At 38.1% G+C, this 18,871-nt stretch carries 25 protein-coding genes; all 25 read right to left on the reverse strand.

The annotated features are described in order from the left end of the window. Position 1 precedes the first annotated feature (1 nt). Entirely contained in the window at positions 2-910 is a 909-nt protein-coding gene (locus Q9R40_RS01375) for a hypothetical protein (RefSeq protein WP_304676014.1), read from the reverse strand. Next, positions 907-2,055, reverse strand: a complete 1,149-nt coding sequence (locus Q9R40_RS01380) for a baseplate J/gp47 family protein (RefSeq protein WP_304676015.1) — start codon at positions 2,053-2,055, stop codon at positions 907-909. Before Q9R40_RS01380 ends, Q9R40_RS01375 begins: the two co-directional genes overlap by 4 nt. Continuing rightward, a complete protein-coding gene (locus Q9R40_RS01385; protein ID WP_304676016.1) occupies positions 2,048-2,380 on the reverse strand; it encodes a hypothetical protein in 333 nt (110 codons plus the stop codon). Before Q9R40_RS01385 ends, Q9R40_RS01380 begins: the two co-directional genes overlap by 8 nt. After that, a complete protein-coding gene (locus tag Q9R40_RS01390; protein WP_304676017.1) occupies positions 2,367-2,732 on the reverse strand; it encodes an ABC transporter substrate-binding protein in 366 nt (121 codons plus the stop codon). The genes Q9R40_RS01385 and Q9R40_RS01390 overlap by 14 nt, the downstream gene beginning before the upstream one ends. After that, entirely contained in the window at positions 2,732-3,442 is a 711-nt protein-coding gene (locus Q9R40_RS01395) for a hypothetical protein (protein ID WP_304676018.1), read from the reverse strand. Before Q9R40_RS01395 ends, Q9R40_RS01390 begins: the two co-directional genes overlap by 1 nt. Positions 3,443-3,584: 142 nt before the next feature. Beyond that, positions 3,585-3,920 carry a hypothetical protein gene (locus Q9R40_RS01400; protein WP_304676019.1) on the reverse strand — a complete coding sequence of 112 codons (336 nt, stop codon included), beginning with the start codon at positions 3,918-3,920 and terminating at the stop codon, positions 3,585-3,587. Then, the gene (locus tag Q9R40_RS01405) at positions 3,920-4,483 is read right to left on the reverse strand and encodes a phage baseplate protein (protein ID WP_304676020.1); all 564 of its coding nucleotides are present in this window, start codon (positions 4,481-4,483) and stop codon (positions 3,920-3,922) included. The genes Q9R40_RS01400 and Q9R40_RS01405 overlap by 1 nt, the downstream gene beginning before the upstream one ends. Before the next feature lie 3 nt (positions 4,484-4,486). Then, positions 4,487-9,268 (reverse strand): hypothetical protein, encoded by a 4,782-nt coding sequence (locus Q9R40_RS01410; RefSeq protein ID WP_304676021.1) that lies wholly within the window; start codon positions 9,266-9,268, stop codon positions 4,487-4,489. Beyond that, positions 9,258-9,479 carry a hypothetical protein gene (locus tag Q9R40_RS01415; RefSeq protein WP_304676022.1) on the reverse strand — a complete coding sequence of 74 codons (222 nt, stop codon included), beginning with the start codon at positions 9,477-9,479 and terminating at the stop codon, positions 9,258-9,260. The genes Q9R40_RS01410 and Q9R40_RS01415 overlap by 11 nt, the downstream gene beginning before the upstream one ends. Continuing rightward, positions 9,445-9,774 carry a hypothetical protein gene (locus Q9R40_RS01420; protein ID WP_304676023.1) on the reverse strand — a complete coding sequence of 110 codons (330 nt, stop codon included), beginning with the start codon at positions 9,772-9,774 and terminating at the stop codon, positions 9,445-9,447. The genes Q9R40_RS01415 and Q9R40_RS01420 overlap by 35 nt, the downstream gene beginning before the upstream one ends. Positions 9,775-9,847: 73 nt before the next feature. Continuing rightward, on the reverse strand, positions 9,848-10,246 hold the full coding sequence (locus Q9R40_RS01425) for a hypothetical protein (protein WP_304676024.1): 399 nt from the start codon (positions 10,244-10,246) through the stop codon (positions 9,848-9,850). Positions 10,247-10,257: 11 nt separating this feature from the next. Then, a complete protein-coding gene (locus Q9R40_RS01430; RefSeq protein ID WP_304676025.1) occupies positions 10,258-11,355 on the reverse strand; it encodes a DUF3383 family protein in 1,098 nt (365 codons plus the stop codon). Continuing rightward, positions 11,348-11,821, reverse strand: coding sequence for a hypothetical protein (locus Q9R40_RS01435; protein WP_304676026.1), 474 nt, complete (start codon positions 11,819-11,821; stop codon positions 11,348-11,350). Before Q9R40_RS01435 ends, Q9R40_RS01430 begins: the two co-directional genes overlap by 8 nt. Next, positions 11,802-12,185, reverse strand: a complete 384-nt coding sequence (locus Q9R40_RS01440; protein ID WP_304676027.1) for a hypothetical protein — start codon at positions 12,183-12,185, stop codon at positions 11,802-11,804. Before Q9R40_RS01440 ends, Q9R40_RS01435 begins: the two co-directional genes overlap by 20 nt. Before the next feature lies 1 nt (position 12,186). Then, positions 12,187-12,621: a hypothetical protein gene (locus Q9R40_RS01445; RefSeq protein ID WP_278896336.1), complete on the reverse strand. Its 435-nt coding sequence runs from the start codon at positions 12,619-12,621 to the stop codon at positions 12,187-12,189. A gap of 12 nt (positions 12,622-12,633) precedes the next feature. Continuing rightward, complete coding sequence (locus tag Q9R40_RS01450) at positions 12,634-12,975, reverse strand: hypothetical protein (RefSeq protein WP_304676028.1); 342 nt, start codon at positions 12,973-12,975, stop codon at positions 12,634-12,636. Beyond that, positions 12,950-13,156: a hypothetical protein gene (locus tag Q9R40_RS01455; RefSeq protein ID WP_304676029.1), complete on the reverse strand. Its 207-nt coding sequence runs from the start codon at positions 13,154-13,156 to the stop codon at positions 12,950-12,952. Before Q9R40_RS01455 ends, Q9R40_RS01450 begins: the two co-directional genes overlap by 26 nt. Next, complete coding sequence (locus Q9R40_RS01460; RefSeq protein WP_304676030.1) at positions 13,156-14,151, reverse strand: N4-gp56 family major capsid protein; 996 nt, start codon at positions 14,149-14,151, stop codon at positions 13,156-13,158. Before Q9R40_RS01460 ends, Q9R40_RS01455 begins: the two co-directional genes overlap by 1 nt. A gap of 14 nt (positions 14,152-14,165) precedes the next feature. Beyond that, a complete protein-coding gene (locus tag Q9R40_RS01465) occupies positions 14,166-14,789 on the reverse strand; it encodes a DUF4355 domain-containing protein (RefSeq protein ID WP_304676031.1) in 624 nt (207 codons plus the stop codon). 136 nt (positions 14,790-14,925) lie between these two features. Further along, positions 14,926-15,228, reverse strand: a complete 303-nt coding sequence (locus Q9R40_RS01470; protein WP_304676032.1) for a hypothetical protein — start codon at positions 15,226-15,228, stop codon at positions 14,926-14,928. Then, complete coding sequence (locus tag Q9R40_RS01475; RefSeq protein ID WP_304676033.1) at positions 15,221-16,561, reverse strand: hypothetical protein; 1,341 nt, start codon at positions 16,559-16,561, stop codon at positions 15,221-15,223. Before Q9R40_RS01475 ends, Q9R40_RS01470 begins: the two co-directional genes overlap by 8 nt. Further along, the gene (locus Q9R40_RS01480) at positions 16,512-17,858 is read right to left on the reverse strand and encodes a phage portal protein (RefSeq protein WP_304676034.1); all 1,347 of its coding nucleotides are present in this window, start codon (positions 17,856-17,858) and stop codon (positions 16,512-16,514) included. The genes Q9R40_RS01475 and Q9R40_RS01480 overlap by 50 nt, the downstream gene beginning before the upstream one ends. Positions 17,859-18,253: 395 nt before the next feature. After that, on the reverse strand, positions 18,254-18,454 hold the full coding sequence (locus Q9R40_RS01485; RefSeq protein WP_304676035.1) for a helix-turn-helix transcriptional regulator: 201 nt from the start codon (positions 18,452-18,454) through the stop codon (positions 18,254-18,256). Positions 18,455-18,483: 29 nt separating this feature from the next. Continuing rightward, complete coding sequence (locus Q9R40_RS01490) at positions 18,484-18,672, reverse strand: helix-turn-helix transcriptional regulator (RefSeq protein WP_278896294.1); 189 nt, start codon at positions 18,670-18,672, stop codon at positions 18,484-18,486. Beyond that, positions 18,638-18,811: a hypothetical protein gene (locus Q9R40_RS01495; RefSeq protein WP_260308225.1), complete on the reverse strand. Its 174-nt coding sequence runs from the start codon at positions 18,809-18,811 to the stop codon at positions 18,638-18,640. The genes Q9R40_RS01490 and Q9R40_RS01495 overlap by 35 nt, the downstream gene beginning before the upstream one ends. Between the last annotated feature and the right edge of the window lie 60 nt (positions 18,812-18,871).

Below are 18,871 nucleotides of genomic sequence, written 5' to 3' on the forward strand. Positions count from 1 at the left end.
CTTACTCAATTTCATATATTTCCAGAGCACCAACACTTGCCCCAGTTTTCGTTTTATCTTTAACTTCAAATTTCGCATCAAACTGGTCTGTAAGCTCCACAGTGGCTACGCCATCTGTGCTTGCTCCAGCTGAGACATTACCAACAAGTGAATGGATATAATCTTTTGTATCGTCCATTTCAGCAATTGAAACATTGCTACTTGTTGCACCACTAAAGTAAGTACCAGTAATTCGATGTCTGTAGTCTTTGCTATCATCCATTGATACAGTTACTGTATGATCTAGTGAACCGCCAAGAGCAATCCCTTTAAAATGAGTTTCAAAATCGTAATCTTTACTATCATCTAGAGTGAAGCTATATGCAGTGGCTACTCCACCACCAACACCGAAATTACCGCTGATAGGGACGATCAACTGGATATCTTGAAGCCTTACTCCTACCGCAATAATTGATTCAATTTGCCGTAGCATAAATTCTTGTTCAAATTCAGATCGAGCAAAAGATAACGGCACATTAGAAAGGCGTAAAGATAATGGTTCCTGTACACCATCATGATATACAGGACCAATCTTTACGCCTTTAACGTCTATGCCCAAAGCATTCTGCATTGTCCTCAAAATACCGTTAACTGTGGCATCGCCTTTGCGGTTAGCAATTTTAGAACGAATCATCATTCGATAGAATGCATCATCTGCCGGCCCCCGTTTAACACCGTATTTATCGCCTAATTTATCTAAGACTTTGCCCTCAGCATTATCAATATTTCGGTACTTATCAATATTTTCAAGTACTTCTTTAGTTTCATCCAATCCACTAGTGTAGTACTTGGATAATTTCCAGTTACTACTATTAATCCGTATCGTAAATGAGCTAGGAAATTTGCCTAAGAACTCTTTGAAAAAACTCATGAAATCACTACCTTCTCGCTAGTAATTTGAGCTGTTTCAATTGTTCTAAGCTCTATATCTTGTGCTGACATTTGTGTTCTAGACGTACCTATCTTGATATCAGCTACTGTAATCCCTGGGACTTGCTCATAAATCAACCTATATAAATAGGAATAGTGTACAGTATTACCCATGCCTACCCCATTTATATAATCTATACAGATCTTTTTAATTTGGTCATCCCCATCTAGTGGATATTCCATTGTTTTGGTCAGCTTGATCGATACATATACATCTTGTGTTTGCGGAAAATCGAAACAAATTTGATGCTTACCACCGGCTATGTCGATCACTTCAACTTCTTGAACTCCAACAGTCTTAACACCCGCGGCTACGGAAGAAAATATTGCTTCTGCAATATCATCCTTATAACCTCCGTCAACAAATATATGGAGTGATTTAGCCGGCGTGTCTGTCTTAAGATCATCGGTCATAGTGTCATTAGACACAACTTTAACGGCGTTAACACCAGTCACTTTCTCAATTGCTGAAATAACGCCATTATAAGGGGATGAAGGCATAACTGTTTTGTTTGCCAAATCAATTCTCTCTCGAAAACTTTCATCTGTTTCTTCATCTGCTCCTCCTGTTACCTCTGATACACTAACAGCAGTAACAGACTCACTGGGAGTTACCATAATTGCGTCTACCGCATTAGCCTTGTTGTACTTAGCACCAGAACCGGTAGCATATAAATAATGCGAAATCCCAGTCCCATCTTGACCGATAGTTACATCTTCAGAAGTCATGTATTCCAAACCGTCAGGAGTCCTTACAAGAAGACCTGACTGAATGACAAAACCAACGGTACCGGTAAATTTAACTGTTCCAATCGCTGCTTGACCAGGTTGCCTAGTAAGACCAACATTAGCTCCTAATTGATCTAAGGTAGTACCAACTGCACTATCAACGAATTGCGAATTATAAATCACTTCGGCTAGCTGATAAAGCTTATCCAAGAAAAAAGAGTGAATTCTAATAATAATGCCACCAACTGAGTGAGTATTTGTTTGAGCATTTTCGCCAAACAATTGCACCCACTTATCTGATTCTTGTTCTACTATTTCGTTGTAAGTTGGTCTCGTAAAACCATTCTTATCAAGCATAGTCCACCTCCATCTCTACCTGTTGCTCTTTAACAGTAGCAGTGAGGTGTATGGTTGCTGAACGGCTATTTCTATCTTCTACAACTGTAGTATGGATATTGTTGAATCTATCATCTTGGCTAAGAGCATCATAGATATCACTAGCAGCTATTTCTTTTGAAAATTTCTTACCTAAAAGACTACTTCGATCCGTACCTAGTTCAGGAACTAAATCAAATTCACCTCGCCGAGTACTAAGGATGATGGTGCCTGATTGTATAACTTCATCGACCCCCTCCACTAGACCTAAGTTAATATCCTTATCTACTAATTTAATGTCCTTCAATCCACATCACCTCACTAACTATTGCATCATTAACATCATGCATTCTCTTACTCCCTAGAGGAAACTCTTGATTACTACCTCGATCCCAATTTTCTTTCGAACGATCTAGAAATTGAACTAAAACAACAGCACCTTCTTTGATGTATTGTCTGGCGACTAAACCGACCGGTACATTAATTAAAGGTGCTCTTTTTGTTCCACTTGAATTTAATGCTAACGGCTGTATATCAACTAATGACTTATCTTCATTTGTTCTATACACACGCCCTAATTGGGCAACATGAATGGTCGCATTTAACGTTTGAATAAGAGATTTTATAAACCTAATATCCTGATCTCTTGCTTTAACCATTATTTAGTCACCGCCTCAAATTCTGTTCTTGCTTCCTCTCCGTCAAAGGAATGCTCACCGTTAATAACCATAGCATTTACATTTACATACTTATTATGTAATTTAACCGATGAAAAAGTAGTTAGATGATAATTCAATATGGAAGTTGCTGAATAACTCCAGACACCTAGTCCGTCGTCATCCTCTTCATAATCTGCCCAATCATCACGACTTTCTCTAGTTGGTCCTTCAACTAATCCGGTCTGTGGTCCAAGATCAAATTGACCGTCAATTGAACCGTCGTACACATATCTTAGAGTAAGTTGGCCACGCAAGTAGAAAAGACTTGTTTTGCAATCCTGAGCCAAAGTATCCAAAACCTCCATAGGATGAGAATCGGCGGTAAAACCATCTTTGTAGCATTTATTATCCTTCAAAGAAACATTTCTTAGATTAATTCCTGCTGTCCTTACAACTTGAGGAATTATTGTAGAAGCATAAGTATTAGCTGCGAAAGTTAGGTTAATCTTAGGCTTTTTGGTGTAATCTTCACCTTCCATAATCCTTAGCTTGTAAGCTGTATCCGCTTCTTTCAAAGTAGGAATAGTGGTTTTATAAATCGTTCCACTGACTAGCAAGCCTACATCCCCTTGATAACCGGCATATAGTTCTGCCTTGTTTCCAGGTTTAATAAGGTTGAAATGATTAGGATCAATATTGAACAATTCCACTTCAGTGATGTGTTTCTCCGTTTCTTGAGAGAAGGGCACATTGAAATGTATTTCTATTGCATTAGCCATTTTGCCGTATTGATACGTTAAATTAGCGTTGGCAGTATGTACAACAACTTTGCACTCAAAATTAAACTGAGGTTTAGCCATGTAATTCCACCACCGTATCTATATAAAGAAATACTGTCTTACCAAACGTCTCTTTATTGCAAATTTTGGTTACTCCAGATTCATCCAGAGGTATTAAATCAATTGATGGAATGCGTGGATCACCATAGTTTCTCCATAAACGCTTTCCATAGATTAATTTTTCACCCATGATAACCTCATTGCCTTGATTATCATACAGATCGACTGTATAAAAATCGCCTAGTGCATTGTAGTTAATGCCTAGGCTAACAGTAGCATTTCCAAAACTAGTAGAAAAAATCTGTGGCAAGTTAGTTAGATCAATATCAAATTTGGCTCTATATGACATTATTTAACCCTCGCTCTCACACCAATTGGAATGCGCCGGTCTGGCCAGTGATTCCAGTTACGCAACTGCTGAATGGATGTGCCATACTGCATCATCCAGCCCCAGTATGTGTTACCAGGTCGAACAGTCACCCAAACACCCGGATTAGCGGGTGGACTAGGCTTTTTAGGTCCCACATTTACAGCCTTCACAAAACTAGATTTAACGATCTCGACATGAGTTAATTCCATGCTGAACTTGATTGCATTAACAAATCCTCCATCATCTTCAGTCCTATGTAGGTTAGTAATCAACATCGAACTTCTTCTAATGGCACCAGTGTAGACGAGGAGTGCCCCATCATGTTGCCAAGACGCTAATTGACCATATTTCCGGTCAATTTCAGCTTTATTTTTACCAAAAATCTTCCCCTCAAAAGTCCAAGTTAAGGACTCTCTCTGAGTATGATCTGTAATATTATTGCCTGATTGAACCGGATATTGGGCCACCCTGTTAGTGATTTCTTCTTCTTCGGATTCAGAAAAGATTTCAACTCCGGTATTACCTTTTTGTAATATGGCCATTACCTACACCTCCGTTTCTGGGAAAGCAATTGTTAGTTTTTCGGCAATTTCATTAGCAATTTTTTGGATAGTCTTCTTATCTACTGGTCCGCCCTTAGTATCAACAGTTACATTAATATTAAATGTGTTGTGGTTCTGCACAACTTTTTGGCTATTATTACTTGTTTCGTGATTATTAGTGGTGCCGCCAAAACTAAGAGTACCTTTTTCAAGGCGTGGAAAACGCTTCTTGGTATCTTTAGCATTAAGTACTTGTGTACCTTCATCAAGTGGTACAAGCAAGTTCCTTTGCTTTGGAAACAGCCCAATTGTACCGGCTTTGGTCATAAAGGCTTCCACAAAATCAGCACCTGGAGCGTCATTTACTAGGTAGGTACCCTTTTTAACCCCTCCATTTGCTGACCATTGAGCTGTAGTAGCTGCAGGAGTACCTTTAGCTAAAGCAAATCTAGGCGTACCCGTTGCCAATCGACTAAAGGCAGCAACTGCACCAGGAGAACCAGTAGCAAGATGCCCATTTTTGTGAACATTAGCAGTAATAGACACTGTTTTGCTGTGAACAGCGTTAATTGCTGATACCAGCGCTCTTACTTGGCTTGTACCTGATACATTAGCAACAACACTAACTTTTTTACCCTTAACAGTGTTAATTGCGCTAGTTAAACCTTTAACTTGACCAGTCCCAGTAACTTTTGCAAGTACTGAGACATTTTTATTTTTAACCCCATTAATCGCAGTCTTTAGGCGTGTTACTTGGCTTGTGCCACTAGTATGAGCAGTAACCCGTGCAGTTTTATTCTTAAGTGATCGAATAGATCCCTTAAGTTTATTCACTGCGCTAGTGCCAGAAGCTCTAGCAGTTACTCGAACGCTTTTACCCTTAAGGCGTTTAATATCACGAGATAAACTCTTAACTTTGCTGCTACCAGAAGTTTTAACAGTAACTTTGACGTTTCTATTTTTAACCTTCTTTAGATCTTTAGAAAGTTGCTTTACCTTACTGTTACCAGTAGTTTTAGCTTTAACTGTTGCCTTTTTGTTTTTGACTTTCTTTATAAGGTTGGAAAGCTTTTTAAGTAGACTTGAACCACTAGTCTTAACTGATACTTTAGCTTTCTTATTCTTAACCTTTTTAAGATCCTTAGAGAGTTTTTTAACTTTCTTGCTACCGGATGTTTTTGCCTTAACACTAGCTTTTTTATTCTTTACCTTTTTAAGATCTTTAGAAAGCTTCTTTACGTTCTTAGAGCCTTTGGTTTTAGCTGTTACTTTAGCTTTCTTGTTTTTGACCTTCTTGGTATCTTTAGCTAGCTGCTTTACTTTCTTACCACCGGAAGTCTTAGCCTTGACACTAGCCTTCTTATTTTTAACTTTCTTAGTATCTTTAGAAAGCTGTTTTACCTTCTTGCCACCTGAAGTTTTCGCCTTAACGGTTGCTTTCTTACCTTTAAACTTCTTAGTATCCTTTGAAAGTTGTTTCACTTTCTTGCTACCAGAAGTTTTTGCCTTGACGCTAGCTTTCTTACTCTTAACGCCTCTGGTAGCCTTAGAGAGTTTCTTTACACTCTTAGCGCCTTTAGCTTTTGCACGAACAGTTGCTTTTTTACGCTTAGGCTTGTAATCTTCACCAGTTTCAGTTTTGTACTTACGCTTTTTTGAGGAAAGTTTACTTTGTGCCGTTTTGGTTCGTGAAGCAGCTCGTTTATAATCCCGATCATTAAGAGCAGTTGCTTTTGCTAATTTTTTTAGATCCTTGGTAGTTCGACTACGTGAGTTAGGATCCATTCTTAAGCTAGTTAAAGCTCGTTTATAAGCTTCACCATAGGCTTTACTTTGGGCCTTTTTAGCATTAGATAATGATTTTTGTGCGCTTTGAATATCTTTAGCATCCTCAGATTTAATCTGAGATACCATTTGTTTACGATATTTCTCAGCAGATGTCACATCACCAGCCTGTAATGCATCTTGGTAATGCATAGATGCAGTACGGGCCTTAGAATTACCCTTTTGTGCAGCATTAAGAGTTCTATAGGCGCTAGCCGCTGAAACAGTAGCTTTTTGGCCAGCGGACTTATACATTTGATTGTAGCCGGAAGTAAATCGATCTTTAGCGTAGGCTCTTTCAGCTTTGCTTTGCTGATTCTGAGACCAGGATTTCTTAGACTTGCTTGATGACTTAGAGCCACCAAACATACCGCCAATCCATTCTCCAGCCTTATTACCAATCCACTGACCGGCCATTTCACCGACAGCTATTCCAACTGGACCAAAGAACGATCCAGCTGCCATTCCTAAAGTAGAACCAACCCCACCACCGATTGCTCCACCAATACCCTTATGGCGAGCAAGGGAACCAGACTTGGTTGTACCAAGGACGGTTAGAGCGTCCATGCCAGCAAACAGGGCATTCATCCCTGGAGCACCTTTACCGATAAATCTACCAGTAGCTCTTATGCCTCGACCTGTAGCAAGCGTTCCTCTGTATAGAGCATTTCCTACATGATTTTCTCCGAAGACCTTCTGACCAGCACGGCCAACTCCGCTTAAGAAACCACCTTTTATACGAGTGATTAGTCCTGCATTAGCTCGTTGACGAGTTCCAACTGGACCAAGGATTTCTTGACCACGACTGTAAGCTCGGTTAAACCAAGCATTAGAGTTGTCCCTAGCTCTAGCATATCTAGTAGTATTTGCACCATGATATAACTCTTGCCGAGTAAGACCGCCCACATCCCATGCATTACCTTCGGGTAATGTATTTAAAACAGATGATGTTCTACCATCAACATTACCAGCTGTTCTGCTAAAGGATTTGCCGGCTGGACTACTAGAATTCATCTTATTAGCAGCAGACATCATAGTATTTGCTGCATTTTGCATCTTACCAGCAGCAGTGCTCTCTCTGACATCTTTAATCTGCTTAATGCCAGTGACTTTACTTAACAGACCGCTTAGACCTTTACCAACTACTGGAACTTTGGAAGTTAAACCTAAAAGTGGCTGAAATGCTTTAGTTGTAAGCTTACCAATACCGGGCACCTTAGATAGGGCACGAATCCCCAGTAAATATGCTGATCCTTTACCAGCGTTTTGACCAAGAGATTTTCCAAAATCAGTTAAATTCTTCTTAGTGCCTTTAGGAATCATCCCAGTAACGTTATTGATAGTATCCTTAACGCCGTGGTAAGCATCAACTAACCCACGTTTGAAAGTCTTAACTTGACCAATGAATCCAGATCCAAAACCACCAGCAACAGGTTTGGCCACATCATATAGTTGCTTAGCTACATCATAAGCTTCTCTCGCACCATGCCCAGCAGTACTAATTACTCCGGTCGTGTTTTTAGCCATTTTCTGGCTAAATGATTTCATCTTATCAGCATCGGTAAAAGTATCAGTAATTTTAGAGAATAAATTTCCTTTACCACCAAAAGATTTGTCTAATCCAGAAGCTAAACTCTTTTCGAATTCTCCACTAATTACTTTCAAACCATTCTTAACTGATCTTCTTACACCAGCCAAGCTTTGATTCATCTTTTTAGAAGCATCTGATACTCCCGGTGCCATTCCGGCCATATGAAGAGCTTCAACCAGATCATTACCAGTATATTCTCCTGGCTTCTTCGCATTTTTACCAGTCCGTTGTTTATGAGCTCGTTCTAGATACTCATCAATGTTAGGATTAAATGCTTTTAGCTGATTAAGTCGATCTGTCGTCAACTTGTCTTGATCGAGAGTTTTAGCTACAGAAGAAATGAAACGTCCCATTTCTTCGTCATTCATTGCTCCTGCATCTTGTAGATTGAGCATGTCTTTAGTAAGCTGAAGAGTTTTCTTCTTATTACCAGCAGTTGAAACGCCAGCACCAGTAGCATAAAAAGCTAATGCAGCATCTGAAACTTGACCATAGTCATTTCCTGCTTCAATAGCAGTTTTTTGAAGATCCTCAACCATTCTTTTGGAGAAACGAGTGGCTTGGGAAGCCGACATATTTTTTCCAAGAAGTTTACTTACTGATCGAGCATTTGAAGCCCACGAAACTTGTGAGGTTTGCTGGGTATTAATGTAATCTATACCAGAACTAAAGAAATCTTTAATGCCTTCGCCAGCGGACATAATTCCATTAGCTGCTAAGTTACCGAGGGTGTACATCCCTGCAACATCACGGATTGCTCCAGTAATCTTGCCTTCTTTTTTAGCCGGTCGCTCAGCAACAGCTTGATATCCACTTGCGGAAGATACTTGTCTCTCTCGTTCTTGCTTAGCAGAGTTAGCAGCTTGTTTTCTTGCTGATGCTCCCTTTTCAGCAGCACTTGCACTTCTAGATTCGGCTTCAGCAACTGATTTAGCAGCACTAGCTAATTCTTTTTCCGCTGAGATTGACTCTTTAACCGAACCTTTTAGCTTATCAATGCTTCGATCAGCACTAGAAACTCCTTCACTAATCGACTTACCAAAGCCCTCGCCTTTAATTCTTGTAGCCTGTTCAAGCTTAGATTTAAGCTCAGTAGCCTTGGTTTCAGCTTTAGATAACCCTTCGGTTGCACTAGTCCCGATCTTGTTAAAACTCACACTATCAACCTGTTTAAGGGTTGATTCTAGTTCTTTAGCTTCTGCCTTAGCTTTATTGATGCTAGATATTAAGCCACTTAAACCATTAGAACTAGAGCTTTTTCCTAGACCTGATAGAGTTCTATCAACCTCTTTTAGTAGGCTGTTGGCTTTTTCCAGCTCTGAAAGGCCACTGACCTTAACGTTAGCTCGAATTGTTGTCTCATTCGCCACCTAGGTCAGCTCCTCCCATTAATTCTATTTTTCTCTTAGCCACCTCGTTATATATCTGTAGTTCTTCCATAGTTGCACGTTCTAGCTCTTCTTTATTTGCTACCCCAGCAATTATCGGAAACCAGAACATACTATTGTCATCAACTTTCTTACTGATGACCAAGTCATTAGATGGCCTAGAGTAGGTTACCAAGAAAGGAATCAATGGCATTGAATAAATCATCAACGCCTGGGCGATCAATTAAATCATCAATTGAGGTTAATCGTTCGCTAACAACAACATTTTGAAGATATTCATCAAATATAATAGATTTAGCAACTTGTCCATTAGCCATAGTCGCATTATCAATCATTTCATAAGCTTTCTTTAAGCCTGGGAATTGGAAAGTATACTTCCATTCATAGCCATTATCATCTTTGAAAGTCCAATCTTCGTGAGCACCTAAACGATCAATCTTTTGAGGTTCTACAGTTTTGTTATCTAAAATAGTCTTGTCTTCTGCCATGTTTATTTTTTCTCCTGTTTCATTTAAAAATGACTAACGGAGTTGAACCGCTAGCCATTTAAGTAATATTTTTCTATAAAGCTTGTACTCTCATATCTAGTACTTCAAATGTATATGTACGCTTGGGAGTATCCTTACCAAATGCGCCATCCGGTACTTTAGTAATAAAAGCTTGATTACCGGAAACTTTTTCAAATTCAGATGTAATCTGTAAGGTTACTTGTTTATTAGCATTAGCAATATCATTTAAATATTTATGATCTACAGAGTTACCAGTTAAGTTAATAGTTACTGTAGCTAAATGATTATTATTAATTGCAATTGCTGCGTCACCATGAGCGTCAACAGCAGTTTTTACTTTTTCTTCTTTGAAGGTATATGAAAACATATCACCATCTTGAAAACCTTGAATAGTACGGCCATTAACAACAATATTAGCTTTGACCGCATCATATAAACGTACGTCAGTCATTCATTTTCCTCCTAAATATTGATTTGTCCGTTAACTTTAACAGTATGAATTGCACCGGAACGAGTATACGAGAACTTCAAACCGGTATAATTTCGTTGCGCAATATCCTCTTCAGAAGATTGTGCACGAGATGCTGTGGTTACAGTGAATTCCCCCGCATTAGTTTCTGGATTTACTGAAATAATGCCGTTGTTGGTTGCGGTAGTTAGCACAGCAGTAACTGTCGCATCAATTTGTGCAATTCCGGCAGCATCAAACGTAATCTTAGGAGAATTAGAAAGTAACTTTTGAAGTTCAGTTTCAAGCGAAGCTTTAACCCAGTCATCCCCATGTAATGTATCGATAAATTCACCACTTAAAGTTTTACCTTCAGATGTTTGATCTAAAGCTGCCTTAGTTACATAAGTGAATGCATTACTTTCATGAAGCTTTTGAATTTGAGTAACAGTTAGATCTACTGGCTTAACCCCACCGATTTTGCGGAATTTCCAAGTTACAGAACCAACAGTTTCGTTACCAACTGCACCAACTAAACCACCAATTCCGTATTCAGCCTCTGCTTGATTATTTCCAGAAACAAAGAAAATAGTTCTTGGTGAATTGCCAAATGCTTTCTTGGTATCGGCAATCTTTTCAACATTTTCAGCAGTTGCTGGTAAACCAACAACAGCAAAACGTTCTTTTTTGCCGTCGATGAAATTGGAAAGAGCAACTGCATCAGCTAACTCATTAGTGGTATCGACTGTAACTGGTTCTTTGTTCTCAATTTCTTCATCTCCACGAACTTGAACTGGAACTACAGTCATCACTGGTAATACAGTAGCAAATTCCCAGCCTTCACCGTAAAAAGCAGTAGCAGCAGTAGCTACATCGGTATAAGTAATAACAAACAGTTTGTTTCCATGATCGTCTTGACTGAAATAGCCATTTGCAACTTGCTTTACTAAATCATTAGATCCATAGACTTTCTGTAAATCTTCGTAGGAATTAAATCCCTCTACATTTTGTTCGCCGCCCTTAACAAAAAGCGCCAAGTTTCCCATATTTACAGGTGTACTTGGCGTTTCAGTGTTAAGTTTGACAGTAATATCAGATAAAGTATTACTCATCTGTCTCCTCCTTATATTTAACATGTTCAATTATGCCTTCATGCCCATCGACATAGGTTTCCCATAGTCGGAGTTTTACATCAAATCCAAACATGTAAGCATATGTATTTGTTTCTTCAACATATCTTGCCTGAATAGGCATTCTCTCAACCATCACAATGGTATTTTTATCAAAAGTATCTCTTGACTCTATATCTCCTAACACAGAGCGTAAGGTGTTGCATAACTGCATTGCCTCAAGCTTTCGTTTGGCATATACAGTGAATGAGACTACACATTCAAATGCTCTATCATCTTCTAGGAAGCCCAGAGGAATCTTCGGAGAAATGATGTCAAATGCTACAAAAGGAGCTTCTGGTGGTTTACCGTTGCCATTTAATTCAATCATAGTCAAATTTAGCCGACTCTTGATAAGCCGGCTAAACGTTTTATATAGAATTGAATAATCATAGCTTGTTACCATCATTTCCCTCCTCACTTTGTAAGTAATACATGGTGACATTTGAATAGTCACTAAGATCTTGAATATTGACTACCTTATACCTTTTTTCTTTGTGTTGGACAATTGTCCCATTTTCAAAATTAGGTGTCTTAGAGAGCCAAATAGCATTGTATTTAGTTACATTACCAACATCCCTTAACATATTCATCAAAGAATATTGACCGACCAAATCATTAGGGATAAACGGCTCATGAAAGATTTGTTCTTTTGTAGAACTATTTTCTTGCCATTCACCATCTACCCATTCGCCATCACTAGAATTACTAACAACCTTAATATCAGTAGCAAAAGTATCTAAGACGGACGTCATATCAATATAAAATGCCATCTTATACCTTCTTCCAAGTAACAGCGCCATACATTGCCCCAGTATCAAGTAGGGGTTTGCTATGGCCTTTTTTCTTAATCGTGGAAGGAGCTAAAGCAGCAAATCCACCAGAAGCGATTGATCTTTGAATGCTCATAGCCATAAAAGGACCAAGTGCATCAAATACTCCATCAGCGGATCCACCTTCTAAGACATTCTGAAGATAGGGCAAAATGAATGAAGCAAAGCGTGATTCATTTTCATAGAGAGCATTTCGAAGGAACGGTCTTGAAGGGATGCCCCGACTTGTACCATATTCCTGCCACATTGCCTTTTTTTGCTCAAATCCACCAAAGATACCAGCTTCAACAGCTTTACCATCAATTTCTTTAAGGTTATTAATCATCTTTTCAATCCCAAGGTCACCCTCAAGACTTCCAGATATAGATATATCCATGACAGTCTCCTCCTAAAGAAATCTAATCGTGTTCTGAGTGAGGGATTTTTTTAGTCGATTGTATTCAACTAAATAATCGTCACTACCACCACGGTCGAAATACTCAATAGACAATACAGAGGCTTGCTGTTTAGAGATATGCGAGTTGGTATTACTTGCCAAATTGCAGAAGTGAGCCGCTAGAAAGCTAGCTCCTCTTACGATATTTGAATTAGCAAAACCATCTGATCTAGCTTGATCTATAGCATCTTCAACGAATGCACTAACTGCCCCTTCATCTAATTGTGTTAGAGCATCTTTAAGATTGGGAAATAGCTTTAAACGCTCACTAATCTTCTGTGTTAGTTCTTCCATCTTCAGCAATCTCCTTGATAAAGCCACCATTTGTTAATTCTGCAATTCTTAGCTTAGTACAAGCACCTGCATAGGGTTTAAAGGGATAAGCATCCCCTTCCCAGTAAACATGCTTCTCACCTAAAGAATTAGCTGAATTAGCATTACCATCAGTGAATGCTTTAATAACCTGGTAAGACATTAAACTTCACCAGGCTTTTTACTATCTGATCCAGTTTCTTGAGCCTTATCGTGAGTTTCAGAAGATTTTTTCTTAGATCTAGTACCAATCTTATTTTCTTCTTTGACATTGGATGGAATTTCTTCTTTGTCTTGATCGGCTGGTGCCCCATTAGTACCTTTAGGTCCGTTAATACCATTAAAAGTAATTTTTACAACCTTTGATGGATCGAAAAGATATGGAGCAACAAATGCAGTCGCATATACATCTGTACGATCGTATTTTGGTACAGGATCAGGTTTTACTTTAATACTACGTTTAAGCATTAATTTTACGGCTGGCTTTTTATCTTCAAATCCAGTTTTTACTAAAAATGCTTCATCAGCATCTAATTTTCGAGACCGAATAATCTGCACACCCAAAATATCTCCGTATACACCTTTAGAAACTGCCTCTGACCCTAATTGAGTTCCACGTAGCCAGTCTTTACCGGCGGCTAATCTTAATCGACCGGCAGCTTTCGGAGACACAATTAATACAGTTGGGGAATCGTCTTCATCATTATAGATATCCAAAGCATCCTGAATACCATCCAAAGTTAAATCAACAGAAGCTTTTTGAACTGCTTCACGTAATGTATCTAAAACATCATTATCAACTTTATTAGCTAACGATAGTCCAAGTTGATCGGATAGTTCTCCCCATGGGTCTCCATAACCTGTTTCTACTGCTTCATCTGTTACGGAGCCACCTTTACCAATCTTTTTAATCGTTGCTTCTTTAGAGCCATAAGTAAGTTTCTCAGTGTCGATTGGCTCATTTTCCTTAATATCTTTTGCGTCACCAATATAATTCCAAGTCGGGAATTTTATTGTTGATCCTGGTGTCCCTTCTAAAGTGTTATCCACTTCAGCTAGTGATGTAAATTTAAGTCCAGCAACTAACTTAGCTGGAATCATATCAGCTAAGACTTCTGGATCTAGTACATCACTTGATAAGGTGGTTTGATCTGCCATTTATCCTTTTCCTCCTATGATTTATCTATCAATTGTTTATAGAGAGTAGGGTTCTTTTGCTTCAATTCAAAGCGTTCATGATAGCCTAATTTTGCGAATTCCTTAGCATCAATAACCTTTTCTCCCTTACTTCCACTCTTAGGTTCCGGAATATCAAACTCGGCTCGCCTGTTAGCTTGAGCTTTCTTGTTAATTAGATCAGCAAAGCGGTCAATGTTTGTCTGAGTTGTTTCTGCATCTTCGGCTACAACAAATTCCAATGTATCTGAATCAGCTACAATTCCCTTTTTGCTCAACAGATCAGTAGCTACATGCTCCATTTCTGAACGATTTAGCTTAGCTTTAAGCTCCTTAATCTCTTGATCTCGCTTATCCAGTTCATACTTTCGGCGCTGATCTTCGTCCATCTTTTTAAGCTTATTGGCTTCGGACTCTTCATTTTTAATCTGATTTCGCACATCTTCTTCAATCTCAGTTCGAAGAGACTTGCTCATCTTTTCTTTTTCTCTTGCTAAACGACTTTGTACCATTGCATCAACTTCAGCTTGTGAAAAAGTCTTTTCAGATTGTGCACTATCTTGCTTTTCTGGCTCTACGTCGGCTGATTGAGTAACAGTATTATTTGCTTGTTCTTCCATAACGGAATCCTCCCTTTTTAAAGTCTTGTTTGACTATCTGCTATCCTTGCAGCTTTTAATGCCAATCAGCATGTTTTGGGCATAAAAAAAGACACCCTTTAAGGTGTCTTAACCAGTATTTTGTTTAATAAACTAACTATAACTCGTTTATCAACATGTCCTTCCAACTACTTCTTAATGTTTTACCATTAATTTTGTAGTTTAGAAGGTCATTGATAGTTTTAAAACTTTTTTTCCATGTTCCATTATTCTTACTTAGTGTATACCCAGCATTACTGGGGCCAATGTACCAGCGAATATCATCTAAATAAAAATCTATCTCTGAATTGATGCCAAGAGCAGCAATCAAGGCATTAAGACTAGTTAGCTGATTATTCTCATTAACCATAGGGTGATTAAAGTAATCATAATTTTCTATTACTGCTTGAATATCAGTCATCCCTAATCTCTCCTTCCCACTTTACTTGCTTCTTTTCTTCAATAGTTAACTCTCTATAGCTACTTCGGTTCGGAATTTTTTTGCCATTTTTCTCTTTAAAGCTCCAGTCATGTGCATGAGGAACTATTGGATGTTCCTTAGGGTTACCATGATCTGTAAAGTCAATATCTTTAATAGCAATTCCATTAGCATCATAGTACCGTCTCTTTATTCTTTTACCATTTTTATATGTATCTAAAATAGTATTAGGTTCTGCACTCAATGGAACACTGTGTTTTTCATTAATTATAACATTTTCTGCAGTGTAACTGGCTTCGCTATTTTCGATTTTTTTATTCTTTATCGTAGCACTCAGACTTCCAGCAATCAAAGCAGTTTTACTATTATCAACTTCATCATTATCAACGGAAATTCTCCTGCATCTACAATTAGGATGGCTATCTACCGGTGGCCTTGGACTATCGGGATCGCCGAATTTATAAGGCCCAGAACTAGCAATAGCCAAGCATTTCTTACATGCACCAGGCTCAGTAACCCAATCATAGTACTTAACTTTTTGGGATTTAAAAGACTGTTCCGTAAGCTCATCTTCTCTAGTCGCTGCTTCCGTTCTGGCTAACCTTTTAGCTGATACCGAAGCATCTCTTACCGCTTTAGGGATATTATCCCGCCGCATGCTCTCTGCATTTTCCGGAAAAAGTTTATCCGCTATATCCTCAGCACGCATCCCTTGTTTGAGTTGATCGTTAATAGTGCTATCAATACGATTTAGCATCTTATCATGATCTAACCATATTCGATCCAACCATGGGACGTTCAAATCATTGCTAGATTCAAATTCATAGTCTGGTTGTTCAATTTTCCTAGCTTTGGTTCTAATCCTTTTCTTTTGAGTTTTAGATAGATCGTTATTTTGCTGAATATACTGCACTTCATCATCAACAGCAGTTCGATTATTCTTTTTGATTGCTGAAACAACCTTATGAGTAACTCCGATTAAAACCATTCCGAGAGTAGCCGTAATTAATCCTCTCTGGGACGTTTGACTCACAGCTAAGTAATTATCTCGTCTTTCAATTTCTGGCAACTCAAGCTCATCTGGTAGCTTATCATATTGCCGTTTAAGAAGTAGCATATCCGATCGAGTAACCTTTTTATGCAAATTAGCCGGCACAAGAATTCCATCAACAGAATACTTATCAAATGCTTGATTTACCACACTTCTTAGTCTATCGACAGCTTCGTTATAGATCTCATCTATATTTTCATCTGTCTTAGCATCCCTACTTAGTAGCTGATTGATCCGTTGCTTTTCCTGTTTGACTGTCGTCATCGTTATCACCATCTACTACAGCATGATTACTCTTAAGTACATCCAAATTTTCCTCAATCTGTTTCTTATGTTCTTGGTCCATAGCCTTCTCTTCCTGGCGTGGATCATCAACAATAGAGATCTGTTTCAGCCAAGTACCTCTAGAAATACCTAAGTTAGCCAAAGCTTGTGCTGTCTGTGCCTCTGTTAAAGTGTCATGTGGTAAATCATATTGGGGATGTATGTCAAGATCTTTCCAAGCATCCCTAGAAACACCATCAATTAGATCAGACGCAAAAACGACCTCATAAATCGCCTTAATTGAAGTAGAGAAAGCTCTAGCCTTTAACACTGATAAGTTCATCATCGGCTTATACTTCATCTCAAGCGCTACGCCAGTAGAGTTGCCAAAATCCTTATCATTAAGGTTGACAATCATAGATAGCTGGTACAAGTTATCTATGATCCGATTAATTAAATTCTCCTGTGTCGTATCAGCATTAGGCTTGCTAAGAAAATCCACATCTAGTTGCTCAACTGGATCATCTTCACTATCTGAAGATTTTAAATTGATAATTCTGTAATCTCTTAATTTTTTAAGAGCCTCATCGTTTAGCAAAGCCCCGAGAACCTTCATGTAAGCGTCAGCGAAATAATCAACATCGTTAGACTTCTCACTAAGTGCCTTATCAAGCTCATCAATAAGTGTAATCACGTTAGCAATTACACTCAATCGTTCATCATTTTCCTTAATTTCAACAATTGGAAGTAAGCCAAACGGGTTAACAATACGATTTCCTAGCGAATTATTATTATCCCCGCTATTAAATTCATACTGATAGCGTGCAGAATACAAGGTAATAGAATATCTACCAGCTAATCCTATTTTGGAATATCTGACAGCATATAAAGGATTGTGGGCCACTGTAGAGTCATAAATAACAAAGCACTCTGTGGGTGGTGCATCTGTTACATATATCTCTTGATTTGCACCATAAACATAAGCATATGTTTTTCCATAAATCGCTGACTGTTTCCAAAGTTTGGTAAATAGAGTATCCATGCTTCTAGCTCTGTTGAATTCGGATAAGCTTGTATTAGCTACATCTTCCTGAAGAGTAATCTGGATAGGCTTACCTACCGCAAAACCCGTATAGGTATCAATAAGCTTTTTGGCATAATTATTAATCAATCGATTGTCAGGTTTATCATTTGGCTTAGCATCCGCTCTGATAATACCTTCTGCTTGTGACTTATAATAATGCCGATATTTACGCCAATTAGTGGCTAATCGCTCATTTTCTTCGACAAATCGCATAACATCTGATCTGCTGATAATATCTTCCCCAGCGTAGAAAACATTCTAAGCCAAGTAATCAAACTGATCTTATAAATACTTACTACTCGCTTCTTCCTTACATTCCAGCTCGTGATCGAAAAATATTTCAGAAAATAACTTTCGACTTTTTAAATAGCAAGCCAGTATCAACGTCACTTATTTTTGAAGTAGTAGATGTTATAAATAAGGAGCTATCCAATATACCGAAAAAATAATCCAAATAATAATGCAATAGGGAATGTACCAATATAAGAAATGTGATTCACTTATTTTATCTAGAATTCTCATTCCAAAACTCGCTAGAATAATAGTGATTAGTAAAATTACTGAGTACAGTACTCCTGTTTGTAAGGCTGACATTATTCATCTCTTTTCTATTTGATATTTTTCTCTCTTAACTCGTCTAAGTTAATTTGCAATGCATCTGCAATCTTGCAAGCATTTTTAAAACTCGGATCTGTCTTTTTGAATTTGTATTCTTTAAGTGTTCCTTCTGGAACTCCACTTATTTTTGAAAATTTAACAAGAGACCATTGTTTTTCGTCCAAATATTTTTGAATTTTATTCCATTCCATATAGTGCTAATCCTTTTTAAATCGGATATTTATTTAAAAATAAAATCCATTGGAATTTGATAAATTTTTGACATTTTTTTAGCTAAACCTAGCGTGATTTTGTCTTCATCATTTTCCAAACTGGATAAGGTTTGATATGACAGTCCTAACTTTTTAGCTGCTTCCTTAAGAGTTAAATCAGCATTAACTCTTGCTGCTTTTGCTGTTATTTTCGGCATTTTGCGCCTCCTTTTGTTTAATTTGAATTTGTAGGCGCATCCCTTCTCTTTTTGCCTTAATTAATCTGATTCGATAATAGCACCATGCTATAAATAAGATAATTGCGAGAACTAAGGCAGTAATTTCAATTGCTTTCATAATTTTCTCTTGCTATGATTAGAGCGTACACTAAGCGGGCGGTATTCCCGCCTAGTGTTC

Origin of the sequence: uncultured Lactobacillus sp. (genome assembly GCF_948948975.1) — a bacterium.
In the GTDB taxonomy this organism is placed as follows: Bacteria; Bacillota; Bacilli; order Lactobacillales; family Lactobacillaceae; genus Lactobacillus.